24 protein-coding genes and 1 pseudogene are annotated in these 21,897 nt (G+C 38.4%); 16 read left to right on the top strand and 9 right to left on the bottom strand.

All coding sequences use genetic code 11. The features are described 5' to 3' along the window. Positions 1-118: 118 nt before the first annotated feature. The 7 genes from IPH66_15985 (at position 119) to IPH66_15955 (ending at position 4,016) form a co-directional block, all read left to right on the top strand. Positions 119-328 carry a hypothetical protein gene (locus tag IPH66_15985; protein MBK7130842.1) on the top strand — a complete coding sequence of 70 codons (210 nt, stop codon included), beginning with the start codon at positions 119-121 and terminating at the stop codon, positions 326-328. Positions 329-1,307: 979 nt separating this feature from the next. Then, positions 1,308-1,595 carry a hypothetical protein gene (locus tag IPH66_15980; GenBank protein MBK7130841.1) on the top strand — a complete coding sequence of 96 codons (288 nt, stop codon included), beginning with the start codon at positions 1,308-1,310 and terminating at the stop codon, positions 1,593-1,595. A 309-nt stretch (positions 1,596-1,904) separates the two neighbouring features. Then, positions 1,905-2,240: a PKD domain-containing protein gene (locus IPH66_15975; GenBank protein MBK7130840.1), complete on the top strand. Its 336-nt coding sequence runs from the start codon at positions 1,905-1,907 to the stop codon at positions 2,238-2,240. A 112-nt stretch (positions 2,241-2,352) separates the two neighbouring features. Further along, entirely contained in the window at positions 2,353-2,538 is a 186-nt protein-coding gene (locus tag IPH66_15970; protein MBK7130839.1) for a hypothetical protein, read from the top strand. A gap of 61 nt (positions 2,539-2,599) precedes the next feature. Next, positions 2,600-2,956: a hypothetical protein gene (locus tag IPH66_15965; protein ID MBK7130838.1), complete on the top strand. Its 357-nt coding sequence runs from the start codon at positions 2,600-2,602 to the stop codon at positions 2,954-2,956. Positions 2,957-3,318: 362 nt separating this feature from the next. After that, a complete protein-coding gene (locus IPH66_15960; GenBank protein MBK7130837.1) occupies positions 3,319-3,597 on the top strand; it encodes a gliding motility-associated C-terminal domain-containing protein in 279 nt (92 codons plus the stop codon). Positions 3,598-3,611: 14 nt separating this feature from the next. Beyond that, positions 3,612-4,016 (top strand): hypothetical protein, encoded by a 405-nt coding sequence (locus IPH66_15955; GenBank protein ID MBK7130836.1) that lies wholly within the window; start codon positions 3,612-3,614, stop codon positions 4,014-4,016. A 32-nt stretch (positions 4,017-4,048) separates the two neighbouring features. On the opposite strand, the gene IPH66_15950 is transcribed toward IPH66_15955, so the two are convergent. Together IPH66_15950 and IPH66_15945 are read right to left on the bottom strand one after the other, a co-directional pair. Next, positions 4,049-4,552 (bottom strand): 3-hydroxyanthranilate 3,4-dioxygenase, encoded by a 504-nt coding sequence (locus IPH66_15950; GenBank protein ID MBK7130835.1) that lies wholly within the window; start codon positions 4,550-4,552, stop codon positions 4,049-4,051. Between the two features lie 110 nt (positions 4,553-4,662). Further along, entirely contained in the window at positions 4,663-7,971 is a 3,309-nt protein-coding gene (locus IPH66_15945) for a choice-of-anchor J domain-containing protein (GenBank protein ID MBK7130834.1), read from the bottom strand. A 312-nt stretch (positions 7,972-8,283) separates the two neighbouring features. Between IPH66_15945 and IPH66_15940 the strand changes: the two are divergent. After that, a pseudogene (locus IPH66_15940) lies at positions 8,284-9,069 on the top strand (SDR family oxidoreductase). 372 nt (positions 9,070-9,441) lie between these two features. Here IPH66_15940 and IPH66_15935 read toward each other — a convergent pair. From IPH66_15935 to IPH66_15925, 3 genes are all read right to left on the bottom strand, one after another. Beyond that, positions 9,442-9,924 (bottom strand): hypothetical protein, encoded by a 483-nt coding sequence (locus IPH66_15935; GenBank protein MBK7130833.1) that lies wholly within the window; start codon positions 9,922-9,924, stop codon positions 9,442-9,444. 64 nt (positions 9,925-9,988) lie between these two features. Further along, positions 9,989-10,222 (bottom strand): hypothetical protein, encoded by a 234-nt coding sequence (locus tag IPH66_15930; GenBank protein ID MBK7130832.1) that lies wholly within the window; start codon positions 10,220-10,222, stop codon positions 9,989-9,991. A 202-nt stretch (positions 10,223-10,424) separates the two neighbouring features. Beyond that, a complete protein-coding gene (locus IPH66_15925) occupies positions 10,425-11,114 on the bottom strand; it encodes a hypothetical protein (protein ID MBK7130831.1) in 690 nt (229 codons plus the stop codon). Positions 11,115-11,490: 376 nt separating this feature from the next. On the opposite strand from IPH66_15925, the gene IPH66_15920 reads away from it, so the two are divergent. Further along, positions 11,491-11,742: a helix-turn-helix transcriptional regulator gene (locus IPH66_15920; GenBank protein MBK7130830.1), complete on the top strand. Its 252-nt coding sequence runs from the start codon at positions 11,491-11,493 to the stop codon at positions 11,740-11,742. A gap of 337 nt (positions 11,743-12,079) precedes the next feature. Here the strand turns inward: IPH66_15920 and IPH66_15915 are convergent, their stop codons facing one another. From IPH66_15915 to IPH66_15905, 3 genes are all read right to left on the bottom strand, one after another. Further along, positions 12,080-14,743, bottom strand: a complete 2,664-nt coding sequence (locus tag IPH66_15915) for a serine hydrolase (GenBank protein MBK7130829.1) — start codon at positions 14,741-14,743, stop codon at positions 12,080-12,082. A gap of 150 nt (positions 14,744-14,893) precedes the next feature. Then, positions 14,894-16,747, bottom strand: a complete 1,854-nt coding sequence (locus IPH66_15910) for a choice-of-anchor L domain-containing protein (protein ID MBK7130828.1) — start codon at positions 16,745-16,747, stop codon at positions 14,894-14,896. A gap of 96 nt (positions 16,748-16,843) precedes the next feature. Next, the gene (locus IPH66_15905; protein MBK7130827.1) at positions 16,844-17,272 is read right to left on the bottom strand and encodes a choice-of-anchor L domain-containing protein; all 429 of its coding nucleotides are present in this window, start codon (positions 17,270-17,272) and stop codon (positions 16,844-16,846) included. A gap of 315 nt (positions 17,273-17,587) precedes the next feature. On the opposite strand from IPH66_15905, the gene IPH66_15900 reads away from it, so the two are divergent. From IPH66_15900 to IPH66_15880, 5 genes are all read left to right on the top strand, one after another. Continuing rightward, on the top strand, positions 17,588-17,980 hold the full coding sequence (locus tag IPH66_15900; protein MBK7130826.1) for a hypothetical protein: 393 nt from the start codon (positions 17,588-17,590) through the stop codon (positions 17,978-17,980). A 220-nt stretch (positions 17,981-18,200) separates the two neighbouring features. After that, entirely contained in the window at positions 18,201-18,356 is a 156-nt protein-coding gene (locus tag IPH66_15895; GenBank protein MBK7130825.1) for a hypothetical protein, read from the top strand. Positions 18,357-19,460: 1,104 nt separating this feature from the next. After that, positions 19,461-19,760, top strand: coding sequence for a hypothetical protein (locus IPH66_15890; GenBank protein ID MBK7130824.1), 300 nt, complete (start codon positions 19,461-19,463; stop codon positions 19,758-19,760). A gap of 246 nt (positions 19,761-20,006) precedes the next feature. Then, the gene (locus IPH66_15885) at positions 20,007-20,216 is read left to right on the top strand and encodes a hypothetical protein (protein ID MBK7130823.1); all 210 of its coding nucleotides are present in this window, start codon (positions 20,007-20,009) and stop codon (positions 20,214-20,216) included. Between the two features lie 411 nt (positions 20,217-20,627). Then, positions 20,628-20,777 (top strand): hypothetical protein, encoded by a 150-nt coding sequence (locus tag IPH66_15880; protein MBK7130822.1) that lies wholly within the window; start codon positions 20,628-20,630, stop codon positions 20,775-20,777. 364 nt (positions 20,778-21,141) lie between these two features. Here the strand turns inward: IPH66_15880 and IPH66_15875 are convergent, their stop codons facing one another. Beyond that, on the bottom strand, positions 21,142-21,375 hold the full coding sequence (locus tag IPH66_15875; protein ID MBK7130821.1) for a hypothetical protein: 234 nt from the start codon (positions 21,373-21,375) through the stop codon (positions 21,142-21,144). A 27-nt stretch (positions 21,376-21,402) separates the two neighbouring features. Here IPH66_15875 and IPH66_15870 point away from each other — a divergent pair, with 27 nt between their 5' ends. Together IPH66_15870 and IPH66_15865 are read left to right on the top strand one after the other, a co-directional pair. Then, positions 21,403-21,561 (top strand): polyprenyl synthetase family protein, encoded by a 159-nt coding sequence (locus tag IPH66_15870; protein ID MBK7130820.1) that lies wholly within the window; start codon positions 21,403-21,405, stop codon positions 21,559-21,561. A gap of 17 nt (positions 21,562-21,578) precedes the next feature. After that, positions 21,579-21,806 carry a hypothetical protein gene (locus IPH66_15865; GenBank protein MBK7130819.1) on the top strand — a complete coding sequence of 76 codons (228 nt, stop codon included), beginning with the start codon at positions 21,579-21,581 and terminating at the stop codon, positions 21,804-21,806. Positions 21,807-21,897: the final 91 nt, after the last annotated feature.

The raw sequence follows: 21,897 nt of genomic DNA, 5'->3' as shown, positions 1-21,897 counted from the left end.
ATGATGAAGAAAAACCTGAAGAAATGAAATCTCACGTAGTGCGGGAACGCACTTTTTGGCGCTAATCTAATCAGTTTGAAGAGCGTGAACCCGCTCCATTTTATGAAAAATTATTTCCTTGGTTCCTGATTCATCTAAATGGGTAACTAATGTTTATGCCTGTAATGAAGTAAGATATCTTTCTCTCTACAACGGAATTGATTTACATATCTATGAAAATAATGCTACGCTCAAATATGACGTGCTTGTTCCAGCCAGTGCTAACGCTGAAGATTTTGTTGTAAGTATGAAGGGCATGATAGAGTATATATTCAAAATGATCAACTAATCATTGAAACCAGTTTAGGAAATATCATTGAAGGCAAACCAAAGCATATCAAATCATTGATGATAAAAAACTGAAGTTGCATGTTATTATCAACTCAGCGGAAATCAAATGCACTGTTTTCCAAACAGCTATGATAATTCGGCTGTTTAGTTATAGATCCTGATTTAACTTTTCTATTCACAGGCTCTTCAGCTGACAACTGAGAATGACTGCCTGATCAGAACAAAAAATCTTATTGCCGCAGGAAATTGTATTTGGTTCTGGATGCCCTACCTCATCAGGACCATGACGGCTCATTTAACGGGGGACAAATTGATATAGGAATTACTAAATTTAATTCAACCGGATCAGGCATTCTTTTCTCTACTTATTTAGATGGAAATGATGAAAGTCTCCTCACTCATTAATTGTAAATGATGCCAATGAATTGTACGTGTTTGGCGTTACTTCGTCAACTAATTTTCCTGTCAGCGCAGGTGCTTATCAAACCACTAAACAGGGTGGGCATCTTTCATGTTTGACAACTATGTGACTTTTGATGGATCTGATTTATTCATCACCAAACTATCTGCATCAGGCAATTCAATTATTGGCAGCACGTATCTTGGTGGAACGGGTAATGACGGTATGTCAAGCGGTAATGACATTGCATTTAATTATGGAGATGTTTTCATGACGGTGAAATTATGGTTGACAATTCATCTGTCTATGTTACTTCCAGTACGCAATCTACTAACTTTCCAATTGTCGGAGGTTTTGATAACACCTAGGCGGCACGCAAAGATACGATTGTTGCAAAGCTCAATGGCAATCTTACTTCACTTCTTTGGAGTACTTATATTGGTGGATCAGGTTTAGAGTCGGTAACTCTGTTCAACGATTCTAATGGAGATATTTTGTTGCAGGCGGAACAACCGGTGCAAAATTTATTAAACACAACCTGGCAGCATGAATCCTGGTTTCAAAGGCGGAACAACTGATGGATACGTTTACCGTTTTGCTGCCCGGTTATGGTACCGTAAAAGGAACTTATCTTGGGACAAATGATTATGATCAAGCGTATTTTGTTCAGTTGGACATTGATAATTACGTTTATGTTTACGGACAAACCAAGGTCCCTACACCGTTACTTCAGGTCACTACGTTAATCCCAATAGCGGACAATTTATACAAAATCAGCAATGATTTAACTACCACACAATGGTCATCAGTGTTTGGCAGAGGTAGTGGAAACGAAGAAATTTCACCCTGCTTTTCTCGTAAGTGATTGTTATGAAATTTTATTGCGGGCTGGGGCGGTGTTACCAATTCAACCAACTCATCTGCCATTAATAGTACTACGCTTGGTTTCCTGTGACGCCGGATGCATACCAACTCACCACATCTGGCAGCAATTTCTAGTTGGCTCAATATTCTAAAGATAACTTACGTTGAAATATGCAACGCTATGGGAAGTACAACGGGGTGCCAATGATCTCTGAAGGATGGAGGAACTCTCGTTTTGACAAAGGAGGCGAATTTATCACGCAGTATGCGCGGCGTGCAGTGGTAATCCAAATGGTTTTCCAACTTCACTGTGTTTTCTCCAACTAATAACAGCAACAATTGTAATCTTGCCGCATTTCTTTTTGAGTTAAATCAAATTGAAGCCGCACTTGGTCTTGGAACTCCCGTGATATGCATTCCTGACCCTGTTATATTTGACAACAACAGCCAGAACGGGAATTCTTACTTCTGGGATTTTGGTGATGGATCAACTTCAACTGACTACGAACCAACTCACTTTTACACCACACCGGGTAACTACACCGCAATGCTTATTGTGTCTGATTCCATGGGTTGTTTTTTACCGGATACTGCTTATGTTGATGTAGAAATTCAATGTACAAGCTGGAGCAGGAACACTTGCTGATACTATTTGTCGGGTGAATCAGTACAACTTTGGGCAATTGGTGGTGACTCTTATGTTTGGGGTCGGGTGAATTTTTAGATGACTCCACAAGTGCAAATCAGGTGGCTACAATATGGGAAGAAACAACCTTCTCGTTGTTGTAGAAAGTGATTGCGGACAAGAACGGTTGATGTTATTGTACATGTCTTTGGTGCTGATGCTACGGCAAGTCCCTGATACGGCAATTTGTGTAGGAGGATCAGCTCAACTTTTTGTGGCCGGTGGTGAAACATATTATGGACACCGACGGTTTCTTTAGATGATCCATCAAGCTCCTCTCCAATAGCAACACCTTTAATTACTACCACATATTGTTGAAATTGTCACCCCTGAAGTTGCCATATTTTGACACGGTAAAAGTTATTGTTGATCAAGATTTGCCTTATCCAAATCTAGTTGATTACGTGGCACTCTGCAAAGGCGATGAAGTGCAGATTGCGGCGCATGGTGCGACAAGTTATTTGTGGAGCCCAAATTACAATATCAGTGCAACCAATATTTATAATCCTTTTGTTTGGCCATCGGTTGATACAAGTTATGCTGTTAAATTCACCAACGCCTGCGGTTCAGCTTTTGATACCGTACATGTTGATGTCATTGAAGTGACGGGATATGTTTCACCGGACACCATTATTTGTCCTGAAGGTGAAGCGGTATTATGGGCATCAGGCGGATGAGCTACAGCTGGACTCAGACAGGAACACTTTCTGATCCGCATGATTCTGTGACTACCGCCAGCCAAGCAACAACACAACCTACACAGTTACAATAACAGATATCTACGGATGCTCTACTTCACTAATCACAACAGTTGAATTATATGAATCACCTGTTATCACGGTATCACCGGCAGTCTATGCAGTAGAGGGAGATACAGTTCCAATTTGGGCTGAAGCAAACGGAACCATCATTTGGTCTCCTCCATACTATGTTTACTGTGTTGAGTGCGCTGAAAATTTTGTTTATCCTCCGGGTGAAATGATTTTATACCGCAGCAGTTGTAGATCAGAACGGCTGCACAGCAAGCGCCAATGTTCCTATCTATTTTGATCCTTTAATCTATGTTCCTAACGCCTTTACACCAAATGGAGATCAGCACAATAATTATTTTCAAGCAATAACTCAGAATATCTCTTACTTTGAAATGCTCATCTTTAATCGTTGGGGTGAAATTGTTTATTCAACATCTTCTATTGATCATCAATGGGACGGCACGTATAACGGCACAAAAGTTCCGGATGATGTATATGTTTGGGTAATCATCTACAAAGACTTGGATGAAAATGAACATCAATTAAGGGTCATGTCACCGTGCTGAAATAAAAGAACATTATGAGAATTCAAAAAATATTTTTTCCGGTATTTATCTGCGCAATAGCAATACTTGGCATGGCTGCAGCTAAAGCTGATTCACCGGCGTACATCTATGTTGATGGCAGCAATAATGAGTTCATTATTCGTACTGATAGTTTGATTTATAATCCGGTAAGTCCGGCTGAAAGTTCATCTGGAGAATATTCAGGTGGTGAACCAAAATCAACGCCCCTCAGTGAATCTGAATTTGACTCCATTTCAGCTTTAGTCAAATCAATTATAAAAGATAAACAGAATCAAATAGACACCCGTCTGATGGGTTGTGGTACACTGGTAATTGGCAAAAAAAGTTTATTTGTTGATTCCAACTCGTCACTTAAAATTGAACTGGAAAATTATTTAAGAACCAAGTTAGGCTTGTAATGCCTCACATGAATTTTATCTAATACAAACAACTACTTTTCGTCAGTGAAGCGTGGGTCAGTTTCCATTACGTGTCCACACTTTTTACACGTGCGCAAATCAAGTGAATTGTAAAATTCTCTGAATCGCGGCTGAAAATCTTTTTCTACATTCTCTAACTCAAAATAGGTTTCATGTAATTTGTGATTGCAATTATCACAAAACCAAAGTAAGCCGTCCCTGAAATTTGTTCCCTTACGCACACATTCAACTACAAGACCAACGGTATTTTCAGGACGTGCCGGACTGTGTGGGGTGTTGGCCGGCAGCAGAAACATATCGCCTTCTTTTATTTCAATTTTTCTGGCCTTTCCATCCTCTTGAATAGTTACAGAAATGTCTCCTTCAATCTGATAAAAAAGTTCTTCCGTTTCATTGAAGTGATAATCTTTTCTTGCATTTGGCCCGCCAACAATCATCACAATATAGTCACCGGATTCAGTGTACAAATTTTTGTTTGACACAGGTGGTTTCAGCAGATTTCTGTTTTCATCAATCCACTTTTTAAATTAAACGGAGCACGTATTGGCATAATATGGGGTTAGAATTCAGATGCTAAGATAAAAAACGCCCGAGGTTGTCAGGGCGTTTCATCAGATTAATTTTATTAATTTTTAATTACTCTAGTCTCAGCATTAAAATCTTCGCTGATAACACGTATCACGTAAACTCCGCGCTGAACGTCAGACATGTCAATGTAGAAATTACCATTAACATTTGTTACAACAAACGAGTTGACAATTTTACCTTGAATATCCATCACTTCAATAACTCCATTGGTGATCTCAAGATTGCTGATAGCAAGCACATCAACCACTGGATTAGGATAGATTACAAGATTGTTGATTTCAGACTCAGTCATGCCTGTACAATCTATGATGTTTACTGTAACTACTGCTGTATCATTTGGACAAACAGAATTATTAACAACATATTCAAAATCGTAAGCACCTGACATAGTAGTGTCTTCTGGCTGCCATAAGCTACCTGTAAGTGTCCCTTCTCCAGATACATTGTTCCAGTTTCCACCAAGATCAATTGTACCACTCAACCCATCAACCAAATTCACTGCTGACCAGTTACTGCATATATCGTTGATTACGCCATCATTTCCGGCTGATGATGCTGGGTAAACTGTCACCGTTGCTATCGTAGTGTCTGTTGTACATGCTGTAGTAACAATGTATTCAAAATTATAAGTACCATCAGGTAATAAACCAAGATTCAAATTTGACCCAGAAACCACACCAGGATTTGGAAGAAACTCCCATACTCCATTTGTTTCACCTTGAGTAATTACTGTATTAAGATCAAGAGTATTATCCAAGCGGCATACGTCCTCATTTCCGTCTACTCCTGGAGCAGGAATACAAATATCAACGCAAACCTGATCAATGTACAATCTCCATCCGTCTAAACCACCAGCTGGAACATGGAATGCGATATAACAATCACCTGAATAAGCACTCAAGTCAAGTGATGTATCTGCATAAGTAATATTAGAGTATGAATTCAGGGCCATCAATTCTTCAGTAAAATCAGCAGGGTCCATTCCTGTTGTAGACAACATAACTCGGAAGTCATTTGGCTCACCTGAACTTTGAACACGGTAGTTGAAAGTTAGAATTTCATTATTAGAAAGTGTAAGCATCGGCGAAATTAACCAATCATCATTTGCGCCTGCATTAAAATCTGTATAGAGAACCGCAGTTTGATCGCCTGAATAAGTGTTCAAAGTATAATTCATATCCCAAGCATCTGCATCAGCATTTTGGTTTTTTACAGTCCAACATTCTTCAGTTGGAGAATCTGAATCAAAACTTTCACAGAAAGCCTGAGCAATAAATGGATCACAAAGAGTAATTTGCGAAACCAGAATCCATGTAAATGGTGTAGTACCAGATCCACAGTCAGCTGCAACATAAATATCATATTGCGTGTTGCCATCCAGACCTGAAATATTGTAGAAATTTGCGTTAGCACCTGCAGAACCGATTTCTGTTCCAGTTCCAGGTGTAAATCCTGGTGCACCCCATTCAACGAACCACTCAGTCTCAGAACCATTTCCAGTCCAAGTAATATCAATCATGTCATTAGTAAAACCTGTAACGCTAAGTGCACTTGGTGCCAGAGCATCACCGATTACTACCGCATAAGTTCCACTGGTATTCATAGCCACATCTTGAACAACTACTGTATGAGAACCTACTGTCAAGTTTGTTGGAATGGCACCAAAGGCTCCACCATCTACAGAATAGGTAAATGGTGCTGTACCACATTGTACTGCACTTTGTGTAAACGTTCCATCATTTCCATTATTACAAGTTACAGAACCACCAACCAAGGTTACGTTTACACTTGAAATCGCAACAACAATTTCAGTTTCGGAGCTGTAGCAGCCATTGAGGTAAGTCATTGCATAAAAACTGTAATCGCCGGCAGTAGACGTATTTGGTAGAACAATTGTACCAACTGACTCAAGAGTGCTTCCTGTACCTAAAGAAGTACCGGCAGATGGAGCATCAAACCATTCAATTGTGTAGCCAGGCATTGGTACAGTATAAGGAGGGATATTAGCAAGATAATTTCCACTTGCAACAACAACCATGGATTGATTCATTACGTTAAATGAACACTCAGAAACCCAAGAACCAATTGCGTTGAATACGGTGGTGATAACATCACCTTCATTAACAGGGAATGTAACAGATCCGGCAGAACCACTTGGAAGTGTAACGCCAGAAAGTACAGGTACACCATTCAATAAAACATCAATAGTGTTTACGTTCCATCCGTCACCATAACTATCAATAATATTCAGCGTGTAATTTCCAGAAACAGGCATTGGAGTAGGGTCAGCAGACACGATTGCAGAAAGATCACCGGTACATGCAAATACAGTTGGATCAGTTGTTGAAGGTGCATAAGGAATCAACGTGCTTATGGTTACAGCTAATCCAGAGGCATCCGACCAACATTGACTAGTTGGGTCATAAGCTCTCACGTAGTAAGTAACACTAGTTGATCCCGCATAAGGATTGACTGCATCATCAGCAGTAGAAGTACCTGTTGAACTCGTTCCTTGCCAGTAATAAACAAGACCCATTGGAGCCGCTGCTTCAGTTAAGGTAGTTCCATCAGTAACACAAGCAGGATTCATAGCAGCAACTGGCACCGGTGGTGTAGCAGCTGTAGGGAAATTAGTAACAGTGATTGATGATGAACTAGCTGACCAGGTTGCTGCAACAGAATTATAGGCTCTCAAATAGTATGTTCCATTTGCAAAAATTGTATAAGGCCCTGCATAAGGTTGTGTCATGTCAGTTCCTGAAGCAGAAGACTGCCAGTACCATGTAACATCCGTTGCGGGAGTACCTACTACGTCAATCGTTGATCCGGCAGAACAAGTTGGCACGCCTGGTGCTTGAGTTGGAGTTGGAGGTGTAGCTACACTCACGGTACCATTCAAAGTGAATGAACCCGGGCAAGGACTAGCCGGAGTAGGCCATGTATCAATCATGATATAATATGTAACGCCTGCTGTCAAATTCCCAACATTTAGTGTTTTTGAACTCGCACTGCTGGTTATATTGGCTACACAAATACCACCGGAAGTTGGGCATCCATTATATACAAAAATTCCTGTATAGGTTTGACCGGTATACGCAATTGTCACACCTGTGTAATCATAGGTTGGTGTCCAGCTGTAAAGAGCTTCCAAACCTTCAACATAAGAAAGACTGCCGCAAGCAACGGCATTTCCGGAGTTAACATCATTTGTTCCCCCACATACGAGGGTTTCCACATGGGGCATGCTTGGAAAGGCAGGAAGAGCGGTTGCTCCACCACAGGTGGTAGCCAGCGCTGCACCGGTCATTCCAAAGAAACCGAGAGCTAATAGTAAAGACTTTTTCATATTTATTTGTTTAGTGTTGAAGGGGACAAAATTACGTACTATTTAAATCAGGAGACTACTTTATGTGCACATTTTTTCACATTTCAACAAAATAGCAAGGACGAAACCAATGGCTAAATCGTTCATTATTAGTGCTTTTTGACCCAAAAATCATTGTTTATATAACTTTCATTAACAAGCAATGAACCAACTTGTTCACAATCACTTAACTTTTGTTTTCAACAAAACAGCCAATATATGATTCCCTAAAACAATTTTATAACACATCACATTTGATTCTATTTGTGTATACTTTTGAAAAAAACATCATCCATGAATCTGAATCTCCAAAACAAAACCGCCCTGGTATGCGGCAGCACACAAGGCATTGGTAAAGCTACCGCTATTGAACTTGCATTGCTTGGTGCAAATATTATTTTGCTTGCAAGAGATGAAAACAAATTAAAAGCGGTTTTGAGTGAATTAGACACATCTAAAAACCAAAAACACAATTTTTTGGTTGCTGATTTTTCTCAAAGTCAAGAACTGGAAAAACGGATTCATGATTTTTTAAAAGATAAATCTGTTGAGATATTAGTAAACAACACCGGCGGCCCAGCGGCGGGACCTGTTAATTCAGCATCATTAGAAGAATTCAGAATTGCTTTCAACATGCATTTAATTTGCAATCATATTTTAGTGAGCGCAGTAAAAGATAAAATGATTGCCGCAAAATACGGACGCATCATCAATGTGATTTCTACTTCAGTTAAACAACCTTTACCTAATTTAGGTGTATCAAATACCATACGAGGCGCTGTTGCCAATTGGAGCAAAACATTAGCCAATGAATTGGGTCAATATAATATCACCGTTAACAATGTTCTGCCGGGTGCAACCAACACAGCACGATAAAAATCTATTCTTGAAAATAAAGCTGCAAAAACCGGTGAAAGTTATGATAGTTTACTCAAACATATGGCTGATGAATCACCCATGAAACGCATTGCAGAACCTGAAGAAGTAGCAAGCGTAATTGCATTTTTAGCGTCTCCGGCTGCAAGCTATATCAACGGAATTAACGTGCCGGTTGACGGGGGGAGGACTAAGAGTTTGTAGTATGAGGAATAGCGGATTGAATGAGGGAATGTGTTAGCGTTTCTATTCTTGCTGCTGAACAGTAAAATTACAGAATCGCCTGAAAAAAATTTAATCGCCCACCGCATGATTACCGAAAGAACTTTAGAAGAGAAAATTGATAACACAATTCTAACCAAAAAAGTCTTGCCAACATGACCATCAACACCGGTGAAAAATGGATTGGAGAATTATCCGATACCGAAATCAGAGAGATTGTTCAGTTGAAGGATGACATTTGAGAGGTCACAGCTACTACACTCAGACATAAGACCATATTCAAGGAGACTAATTCTCCCTTGCCACCGCAAGCTGCAGCCATAGCTATTATACCTGCAGCGCGTCTCAAACTACTCATTTTGAATAACAATAATAAACTGTTGAAGAACCTGATGAGTTAGATATGGGTGCTAATACCAAATAATTGCTTGTTAATGCATCAATTGTATACTGATCTATCAGCGTTTGGTGTGCTTCATTAATATACCAACCGCTACCTAAAGGATAATAACATAAACCTGGAGACCCATACATTTGTTTGGCAAAGGTGTGATTCGGATAAAGATCTAATGAAAATTCTAACTTACAACCTGCATCTGTGTGATAGGTTGTAGCTACTATTGTATCATATATTGAATTGACCACCTGAACAGTACTGTCAAGTGTCCAGATGCCTTCAAGAGCTAATTCTGTTGGTGTGTACGTTATAGGACAAGGAGGGCAATCGCCGCCGCAATCAATATCTGTTTCTGTTCCGTTTACCACGCCATCAGTACAATTTGGACCAGAGCAACCGATTATAAATCCGGTTGATAGAATTAATAAAAACTTTATCATAGAATTTAAATTTATTGGTGAAACCATTTTTCAATTGTTAAAACTCCCAAAAAGATAACTGCCGCTACCTATTATTTTTCTTAAATGACTGCACTGTATAAGCGACAATAAGTCCACCGGCTATTAGCCCAAACCAAATCCATTGTCGTTTCTTTTTCTTTTTTGCATTTTCTGTCAAATAAACAGCAAGCTCTCTGTCCGTCATTTCCTCCTCAATTTCTGAATTATCATACTCAGGATAACCCCGATCAGACTGCGTAGTACCAATGTTAGAAATGATGCTTAAAATCAGAATCAATATTATCTTTTTACATTTTTTCATTGGATACGAATCAACTATTAATGAAATATACTCCGCCCATGAAATTTCATTCTTTAATACATGAGAGCCAGACAATTGTGCAATTTTCTGCAGATTAACCCGCTAGTTCAGGATTAAACTCCACTTGAATATTTCTTAGGCATTAATTATACAATCTGCCTCACAATAACATTATAGTTCAGTCCAACTCATCAACTTTTATCATTTCGACAAATGTCTCTTCTATAATTATATCGAACTGATTCATGAATTTATTAAGGTCACTGTAAATATTTTTCTGCGCAAGCGAACTTGAAGTGCTTTTTAAATTATCTAAGTATAGATCTTCCAACGGATGTTCCTCGTTGATCGTCTTTCCGGCTTTATATGTAGTACACTTGTATGTAAATCCTCTAATATTTATCGTATATGAAGATTTTGAATGCATGACCAACTGAACTTTGCCCACAATTGATTGAGATAATATCTTCTTTTTAGCCAGCCCAAATAGTGGTGTGACTCTGATCTTTGTGGGCACACCTAGCATAACTTCGGCATTCATCGTTGTGTCCATACACGTACAAATTGCAGAACCACCCTCGCAGGCAGGAGATATGCTGCCAAAAAATGTGTAATTTTTATTTAATAGAAGGTTGCTTTGTGACTGTGTGAATTCAGAAATTTTCTCCATCAATTTCTTACTAAAATCATACTGGTTCATACCGCCATTGCTGAAATAGTGGTTTAGACAATTTTGCGAATTACCCATATCATGGGAAAAGGAGAAGTATATCATCCCATTTTTAAGCGGTAACGAGTCTGTATCGATTTGTCCGAATGAGAAAGAAATTGAATGCATCGCTATTGAAAAGATCAATAAATGTTTCATAGGATTAAATGATTTCATACTTATTCAAAATTAAATCCGGTAATATCAACACATCGATCCTCGTCTGCATTCACTTTTTTCAGTATTTTCAGTGATGTCTCCTCACCAAATTCAATGTAATATCCATAGATTACATCGTCGTGACCTGTTCGTTCATGTATTTCAAACTCACAAGAGTCCAAATCTGACGCGGACAACCTAAAAAATCCGCCAAATCATCATAATTATCTTTCATTTCGTGTCTATTAAAGTGTCCCATATTAAACTTCAATAACAAATATACAAAATAATTTCTATTTATAGAGGGTCTATATATAGAGTTACTATTGATGAACTGTTTTTGGAGATTTGTTATGTGAAATCTGAACTAAAATCAATAGAACAGAAATACCTCAACAAATTGGTTGATAGAATTATTCATTTGAGAAAATCCAAAGGTTTGAGTCAAGAAAAACTGGCTATAGAAAGTGAAATAGCAAGATCGTTGATGCGCGGTTATGAGCGCAAGGAACGTAATATTTCTTTCGGAAATCTGGTACGCATTATTAAGTTGGGATTGAATATGAGTGTCGAAGAATTTTTTGCGGAAGGTTTTGATATTACTAACAAGGCCAAAAAATCAAAATAATCGTGGCGCCCATTAAGTCGTAACACAGTGTTATTATTCACGCAACCCTTTTCACTTTCCTCCCACTTTTCAAACTGCGGATAGTTTCATTGATTGCGTACGACTTAATAAACCCTTTCATAGATAGATCTTCATCCAATGCTTCCCATCTGATTCCTACGCAACTCGCAGATTATACCGCAATACGATTGGACTAAAGAATAAGTGTAAATGGTATAACCTTTGGATAGAGTCGTTTTGTATATTCTTTTTAGCGCTTTTCATAAAGGTGTTAAGGCCGGTAAGGACGCGTAGAGATTCATAAATTTTTAACCTGAGGGCATTCCTAAAATTTATTCTAATACTCCTCTCCCATCATGGCGTCATAGGCACATTGATGCACGCGTTTGCGGATACCGTATTCATAGGTTTTGTTATTCACGGTTGGGTGAACGGCGTTAGACAAATAAATATAAATTAATTCGTGTTCAGGGTCAATCCAAAAACAGGTGCCGGTGAAACCTGTGTGACCATAAGTGCTCAATGATGTGTTGGGTGACATACCAAATGATACTGAACCCATGGATGGTTTGTTGAATCCTAATCCGCGAAAACAATTTTCCTGACGTGAGGTGAATTTTTCAACGGTTTCTGCCTTCAAATATCGTTGACCATTATACACTCCTTTGTTGAGTAACATCTGGAATAATATGACTAAATCATTTGCTGTTGAGAAGATACCGGCATTACCTGCTACTCCTCCATGCAAAGCTGCGTTGGGATCATGCACATGGCCATGCAAAAGTTGTTTTCTCCACCAGGTATCATTTTCTGTTGGCACAATAATATCTCTGCTGTATTTTTTCAGCGGACGATACATGGTGTGATTCATTCCTAATGGTTTGTAAAAGGTATTGTACAAAAATTCTTCAAATACATTTTTATCCTTCAGTTGTTTTGTTGGCTGATTGAAACCAAATTTTGCAGAATCTTTTTGAATGATACTTTTAAAAATAAAATACAAAGTATTCATGTTGACATCACTGTAGTGATATGACTTATCAGGATTGAGATAAATCTGATTTAATTTGAGCCACATTGAATCTTGCTGTTCTCTTTCCAAATAAAATCCCTCAGCTACTTCAGTATTATAAACTGAATCCGGACGATCACAATAATATTTATCATATCTGCCATAATCAGGTGTGGTGTATTTCATGTATTTGATAACGGGAAAACCTGCAGGCATTCCGCTGCAATGGGTGAACAATTCCTGAAACGTGAGATTGCGAATGGTACTAGGAAATTTCAAATGCAAGCGCAATGAATCCGGCAAATAGGTAGCAAGACTGTCATCTAATTCATACATGCCCATTTCATAAAGTTTCATGCCTACCATGGTAGTGGAAACAACTTTGGTTATTGAAGCCAGATCATACATGGAATTTTCAGTTACCAAAGATTGTCCTTGATAGGTATGTTTTCCAAAAACACGATCATACACAATACAACCATTTTTTGCAATTAAAACTTGTCCTCCGGGGAAAGCGTGATTACTCATGCAATTACTCATCATGCCTGAAATATAGGCAAGGGTGTCTGCATCTAATCCAACAAAATTTGGATCAGTACGAGCAAGTAATTTTTTCTCCAAAAAAATTCCTTTTACCAAAGTATCCGGCAAGTAAAAATCTCCGTTTAAGGTGAGACGTGAAGTGATCTGTTGCACCAACATTCCTACTGAAAAATCATTTATTTCAGGATAAAAAATTAAATTAGGACAAGCACTCAACTTTTCATAATGCGCAGGATTTGAGAACGCAACCAAGGTGTTTTTTTCTGCTTTTATTTTATTTATTTCTGCAAGAAAATCATCACTGCACGTGTCATCCAACATAATCACTTTATTGCCTTTTGAATTGATTATTTCATTCAGATTTTTGTTGTCTGCTTTTTTATTTACTATGCTCACTCCGCAATCTGTTCTTGTCTTTTGACTCAAATTTGTTATCTTATCTGTATACAAAGTAAATTTTGATTTGAACGGAATTAACTTACCATCATTACGCAACAACGCGGTGCTTTTTGACTGAAAATTCAGATGGATATAATTTAATTCTTCACTGCTATTAACGGGTTTTTTATATTCAGGTCGTTGTGCTTTTCGTTTGAGAATTCTTTTGGTGCTTTCATCAAAAATAATTTGTTCTTCTGAAGAGGGCTTCCATGCTGAAAATGTCTCAGGAGATTCAAGTCTTTTATACACTAGGTCTGTTCCATTTCCCAACAGGTAGTTGATCATTTGTTCCTTTGTACGTACAATAAAAATTCCTGCAAAAGAATATGATTTTCGGTAATTGTTTAAACTAACACTGTCATATTGCTGCAGTGTCAACTCAATTGCATGATTACACCATGATAAACTATTGAGAAAATCATCAAAATCAGTTTGTGCATTTTGATCATGAAAGTTTTGAATTACCGGCGTGATACCTTGTTTCAAATAAATGGAGTCAAGCCAAGCACGATTGAATTTATCAGGTGGTATGGGTTGATTAAAATTGAGTAATTGAAATCCTGCCTCACCAAAAAATTGCGTGAATGAAAGATCACGTGCATCTTTGTTTGCCTCCCACCATGGGTATGAAATGGTATTTGTTATTTCAGTATAATCAGCGTAGAAAAATGGCTGAACCAGTTGGTGTGTATCAAGTATATTTTTTAGTCTTTGAATGCTGTCTGTATTCCAATTTATCAAATGAAGAGCGCCAGGTTGATGTTCCACAACCCAATTAGCAAAACTATCTATGGCCTGTTGGTAATGATCAGGAATTTCAAAGATGAGGTGTTGATTGTATGCTTGTTCTTGTGTAAGATTACCAAAAATAGAATCAGCCCAAAATGAGGTGCTGTCAATTCCCGCTTCATGTTGCTCAACACTGTTTGATTCTCCGCCACATGAGAAGAACACAAAAGCAAACAAACTATAGGCAAAAAAAAACCGGTAAAAAAAGTGATGCATCCTCAATAACAATTATCATTCAAATGTACAATAATCTGCTGAATGCAAATGAGTATCAATTGCCTTCTTCCGCTTTGAAAAAAGTGAAAAGCAATTTCTAGTTTTAATTTCAACTAAAAATAGAAATTCAAAATAAAGTGATTTTTTTAATTACCTGAGAACGGTAATGTGACCAACGTATTCATGTGGCATTAATTCACGATCAACAACTCTTGCCTTATAAACAAAAACACCATCAAACGCTACTTGATTATTATACGTGCCATCCCAACGGAAATACTGATCGGTGGTTTCGTAAATTAAATTTCCCCAACGATCATAAATCTGGAATAAAAAGTCAGTTGCACCAATCACACTTACCTCATAATAATTATTGAAGCGGTCAGCGTTTGGTGTAAAGCTATTTGGCGCATAGAAATAGAATTCAGGTTTGATGTAAATTGGTTTTGTTACCGTATCAGTACAACCAATCTCATTGAATGCAACAAGGGTAACATCATACCATCCCCAATGGCTATATGTAGTCAAAGGAGAATTATTAGTAGAAAAATCTCCGTTGTCAAAATACCATTCCCAAGCAACTCCTCCGCTGGATAAATTTTGGAATGCCACGGGTAAATCAACCATAGGTTCATTGGTGAGAACACCAAAATTTGCATGAGGTCTTACTACCTCAACTATGGTTGAGCCATCAATATGATAGGTGTGACAATCATCTTCAACAGCGACGGTATACGTGTGAGTATAATTAGGCGACACCATTACAGAAGAAGTTGTTTCACCTGAATGATACCAATAGTAAGTATAGTTACCCAAACCTTCAGATGCAATCACAAAAATATTGGCCGTATCACCCGGACAAATCAATTGATCAGGTGACATAATTAATTCTAACACGGATGCAATCACCGTAACAGTTATATTCGTTTGCGTTGGAGATCCGCAACCATCTTCAATCATAACAATGTAGGTAGTTGTAACCATAGGAGAAACAGTAACTACAGGACCGGTGCCAATGGTAGTTGTTCCATCCATCCATGTATAAGTAAAGGAACCTTCACCGCCTGAAGCCTCAGCGTAAAGAACAACCGGAGTATTAGGACAAAGTACTGACGTATCAGGCGAAGTGATTATGCTGATTGGCGGATAAACCGGAACGGTAACAACCGCTGATCCATTTGCCGGTGTACCAATACAGATATCAGTTGCCGTGAGTGTATATGTGGTGGTTGATAATGGAGCAACAAGGATGTCTTCTGTAGTTTCACCTGTTGTCCAAGAGAAAGTATAAGGTTCAATTCCACCGGTGACAGTGGCATTCAAAGTAACTTCTTCACCGGGGCAATGCAACGAGTGACCTGGTATACTCACTTGTAAAGGCGCTGTATTTTTTATGACAAGATCAAGAGAAATAAAAGTACTTGTACCACATGGATCAGGCTGATTCAATTGAATAATAATAGTTTCATCTCCTTCAGCCAATGCGTCAGAAAAAGCATCAACTGTGAAGGTCACGGTAGTTTGTCCGGCAGCAAAATTTACTGATGGTGGAATGTTGGAATAATCAACTCCTTCAGTTGCGGTGCCTAATACAGTGATTGGAATACTTTCAGCTGCCGCCGCCATGGATGCAGGACGACTAACCGTTACAGTAACTGATTCACATCCTTCAGCCATCTGATAATTATTACCAAAATGATCATTGGTTAAGTCTCCATTAATTTCAATGGGCGCAAAACTTGCGAGTGAGTTTGCTTCCAAAAAAATTCCTGAATCATAAGCGCCATCACCCGCATCTGCAATAGCAATTACCAAGTGATAGGTCTCACCACATTGAACATCTGCTTTAGCTTCCATCACTACCGTGAAGCCATCATACTGAATGTAAAAACTACTGCCGTTGTATGGTGCATTAGATCCTGTACCGTTGTTGACGTAGTATGTACAATTCTGGCAAGGCCCAGTATTGGATGTTCCGTTGTTGATGTTGTCAATTGAAACCACACCACGCCGCCGGGAATATTAGCCATATTATAAGTACCTCCAAAGCCCGGACCCGTGATGAAAAAAAGCAAATGCATCATTAAAACCGCCGTCAACCTATTCAGGATATTCATCAGAACCAAAAACATTTCTGAACTTCACACTGTCCCTTTGTGGCACCAAATCAAATTCAAGAATGGCAGCATTATATGTTGAGGCTCCGGCAAGTGTAGTGAGCGGAGTATAACCGGGTTCTCCATTATCAATGCCGGCACTTCCACTGTCATTAGGGCCGTGCGGACCATTACCTCCAAAAAATCCACCTGAATTTAAAACTGTACCTGTGGTTAATAGTATTCCGTTACTTAATCCAAGATTAGTGCCTGTACCGGTAAAAGAGCCAATTGCTTCAGGGTGTCCGTTATACATTACGTTTGACACTGCTACTCCACTGCCCACAAGCACGTTTTCTACCAGTTGTGTCGGCGTCATGGAAGTTGAGGTAGTTAATTGTCCGTATACCTGAACTTGAACAAGCAGCAGCATGCTGAGGAAAGATATGTGAATCAGACTTTTCAGAAATCGGGTGTTTTTTTTAGCAGTTAGTTGATTTGCCTGTTTAGTATATATAACGTCAAATCAAGTAAATGGTTGTTCAAATGTAAGCAAAAAACGAGCCAAATGTATGAACCATTGATTCAACTATCAGATGATTTTAAAAGACACCGACTGTGACTTTGAATATTAAATCCTTTCAGCAGGCTGCGGATATGCTTTAACATATTTTTCAGCACTGAGTTTCAGATGACAAAGATCAGGCAGAATATCTTGTATTCTAAGGTGTAATTAAATTCGGTATTTTTGTCCATCTTGAAATGGACTGAGAAAATAGGACAAATCATTGAGCGCATGCGTGAAAAGCATAAGCTCACTTATATGGATGATACCACCTACCATGAGAAGTGGAGTTTCTCGGTATCTTCTATGACCATTCTTTCAGTAATTATATTTTACACTTTGCTGGTGATTGTTACTGTGATGATTTTATTCAGGTATACTTCACTCAGCACCATTGTTAGCACGCAATCAGCTGATGAAACAAGACTGATGCTGGAACAGCAGAATAAAACCATTGATTCATTATACCAAATGACCAATAAAAATGATATTTTCTACGAGACATTAAACATATACTCACTGATGAACCATTTGATGACAGTCTTTATCTTCAAAAGCAAGACACTACGTATGTAAATTATAAACCTGATTTTTCAAGATCAGCTGAAGACAGTTTGTTCAGAGAGCAAATGGAAAACCAAAATCAGTTCCAACGGGAAATCCGAGAGTTGCGGTAGATTTTCTTTACCCGGTGAACGGTCAGATTTCACAATCATTCAAGCGGCTAAAGATCACTTTGGTGTTGATGTAGTACTGTGGCTGATGAGCCGGTAAAGCCTGTCTTGATGGAACTGTAGTGGTTGCCACTTGGGTTCCGGGTGAGGGCAACATTCTGATTGTGCAACACAACAATGAATTATCGGTTTACAAACACTGTTCAGTATTATTAAAAACACAAGGAGATCGCCAATTAACCGGTGATCCACTTGGAATAGTAGAGCAACACAGGTGAAAACACTTCAGGGCCTCATCTTACTTTTGAACTCTGTAAAGGGGTTGCGTTAAATCCACAAGAATATAATGCTTTCTGATAAAAAGAATCCTTGTCTAAAACGTCTTTGATTCATTGATTTATATTACTTTTGAAATTCAAGTTCGGCACAGCATGTGGTTTTCAAAATTTCACAAATGATTTTGCGCTATCGGATTTTGCCATTCTGATTGCAATATTTTTACTTACAGCATTCTTTGGATATTTTGCGTTTGCAAAATCAAAATGGACAGCGCTATGGAACCATGTTACTTAAAGATTCTGAACCAAAACGTGATTACGAATTAGTGAAAAGCAGTTTTGGCAGGTAGTGAATCACTTTTAATTTTTGCTGCCAAACAGAGGGGATCTTTATTCGACTTGAAAGCAATTAATGCTTCGAATTTGGACTTGAAGTAGCAAAATCAGATGCATAGATTCTATTTTTTCTGGAAGCAACATCTTTACCAATTGGCAAAGATACTGTAAATGAAAAGTTTTCTTTGACAAAGTAGTGAGATCAAAACCTCAAACACAAGCGAGGTAGATAGTCTCAAAAATCATTCGCTCAAACCCTGTAAAAAGATTTTGATCTATAACCCTGAAACAAACACCTCTCTTTTGATGGCATTTGTTGATGAAGGCATCATAGCAAATGTGAAAACTCCTAAAAAGAGCTTATTAAGGTAGAAGAAATTGCTTTGAACATGAACCGGTGTTAGGTGAAATAAGGGTATCAGTATGCCACACCTTACGAAGTGGCGGTTGCTAAAAACTTGAGGGTGAACTTGTTTTCTCATCGCGCTTCATTGGCGTAACCTCTTTAGTACTCTTTATTTTTTCAGATCAGTTAACGTGGTGCTCATTTGTATTTCCAGTTGTATTTATTGGTGTTATTCTGGCATTGGGAACATTAGGTTTGTTGGGGTATAAACTGTCTGTTATTGTGGTTGATTCCCCTTTGATGATTTGCATTAATATACCCAATTGTACCCACCTCATCACAAAATATCATCAAGAGATTAAACATCACGGCAATAAAATCAAAGGGCTTTCAGAGTTATTGTAATATTGTCTTGCCTCATTATGACCAACCTGACCACCGCACTTGGTTTTGGTACTTTCTGTACAAATTCAGAAAGACTATTTGAATTTGGCGTGGTTGCATCCATTAATATCATGGTGGTTTTTATTCTTTGCCTTACCGTATTGCCAATTATTTTAAGCTATTCCAAAGTACCCCAAACTAAACATCTTAAACATCTTGAAAAACAATGGCTGGTATTTGCAGTTGAAAACGAATACCTCAGCGTATATAAACGCAAATGGATTTATGCCGGAGTTGGTATTATCGCCATTATATCAATATTCGGAATTATCGAATAAAACAACCGGTAATATCACCGGTGATTTGCCCTCAGGATGATCCCCCACGATCACACAAGATCTTTGCATTTCATTCAAGACAATTTCAGAGGCTCTATACCATTTGGATATATTAATCAACACAAAGATTCTAATGTCTACTGGAATCAGTTTCAAAAAAATAGAAGATGTGCAAAACTACCTTGCAACATTTGAGTATTTTTCAGAAAATCACTTTTCTGTTGCTGACGGTATTAAAACATCAACATGGCGTACAGCAATAATGATTCATCTCGTTATGTTATTCCGTCTGTAACCAAGGAGACAGCAAAATGCTGCCGTGTTAAAAACTCTGCGGGCGGAACAGGTTCCAACGCTTTTCTAGATTCAACCAAAACCATTACCCGCATCACCATGCAAATTCGTGACACGGGCGCTTATGAAATACAGGCTATTGTTGATAGCATTAAACCGTGATTGGATCGGTTATTGATCAATCCTCAAATACGCTCGCCATGGATAGTGCGTATCAGCAAATCATCGGAAGAAAAGTGGACAAGAAAAACTGGTGCATTACAAATTTGTTCTATTCTGAATATCCTACGGCGTTCATTGATGAAAAGATTTTGTTCAGGCACGGATGATGTAAACAATATAGATGAAAGTTCACTCTACGCAAATCATGACAATGCCGGATTCAATGACAGTCTCAAAAGCAATTGATGAAAACCACTGGGATGAAACCTTTACCGGAACAATAGTAGTTTTTCATCAAACGGAACATAATATCTTGTTATCAATTTGTTTACTTCACTTTTCTATTGCTAATATGTATTAATCGGGTTGATTATAAAAAAAAAAGTGCATTCCTTTTCGAAATCATGGCGCATGGTTATTATTTCCTCTCTTGTTCCAAATTTTATTCCATTGATGACTACCTTGCTGCTATCATGGGATGTCTTGGTGTGCCCATGGGAAACCTCTGCCGCTACTTTTGTATTCAAGGTGCATTTGGTATTTCAGTTGATGACACCCTGAACATTTTCTGCTAAATCTTCGGACAAGAACTAAAGCTTGAAGAACATGATTTAGAAGATGTGTACTGATGGCCTTGCGTGAAACCGGTACAAGATGAGTTATGCGTCTATCATTCTTTTCTTTGGATGGATGTTACTTTTTCTGAGTTTGGTGTTTCAAAGCGCTGGGCATACTTGTTTCTCTTACACTGCTTGTGTCTATGCTCTCAAATTTAATTGTATTACTAACTGCTTTTGTGGATGGATAAAAAGATGATTACAAAGCCGTGCGTGAACCCATGCTTCAAATATTTCATGAAGAAGAAGACATGAATTTGACAATCTTGAAATTTGATAACGCCGTGAGGAAAATGACGAGGCAAGATTCAAACTCGAAGCAGATCAACGATGAATAAATTTAGGAAGTTTATCTCAAACTGACTCAAGCAAGCTGTTTCAAATTCGGCTCCCCAAAACACCTGCTCTGCTGTATCAGCCCATGCAGTATATACTTTCTCGGGTGGAAAAAACATGAGACCAGTTGACTTTGATGTCATGCAATGCTTTTGGAAAACCTGCTGAACAAGTATGAACGCAGCATTATCTGTTGAGCTTTTCATAATTTCAGTTTAATTCATGATGATATCATGGATGCCGCGCCATTACGCAGAGGTAAAGCAACAGTGCACACAAAATGGAATACCCATGTTGGAATTCTCAGCGGAGCTGGAATGCGGATTGAGGCGTGCAAAGACTCAGAACACCTACTCACCTGTAGTTTCACATGCGCTGATAGAAGTATTTAATAAAAACGGCAACTGAAGTGTGTGAAGGTCAAAACTCGATATGGACTTTGAAAAAACGTTCAGATGTAACGTTGAAAGAATACATTGAAATGATTCGTCTCAAAACATCTGTATTGTTAGGGTGTAGTTTACAGTTTGGGGCTATAGTTACTCAGCGTGATCTTTCTGACTTCAAGAAAAATATATTGAATGGAAAGCCAATTCAAATATCGGCCAAACACAGACACTTGCTTTTTTCGACGTAATGGTGATCAAACAAAAGTTGCAAACAAACCGGTGGTGACACTTGCAAAAAACATTTTCTTGTACTAAAGGCTTTTGAACAAGCTGATCAGA

It is taken from the genome of Crocinitomicaceae bacterium (genome assembly GCA_016708105.1).
Classification (GTDB): Bacteria; Bacteroidota; Bacteroidia; order Flavobacteriales_D; family Crocinitomicaceae; genus JADJGJ01.
The sequence above is the reverse complement of the archived record's forward strand: the minus strand, read 5'-3'. Positions and strand labels throughout refer to the sequence as shown.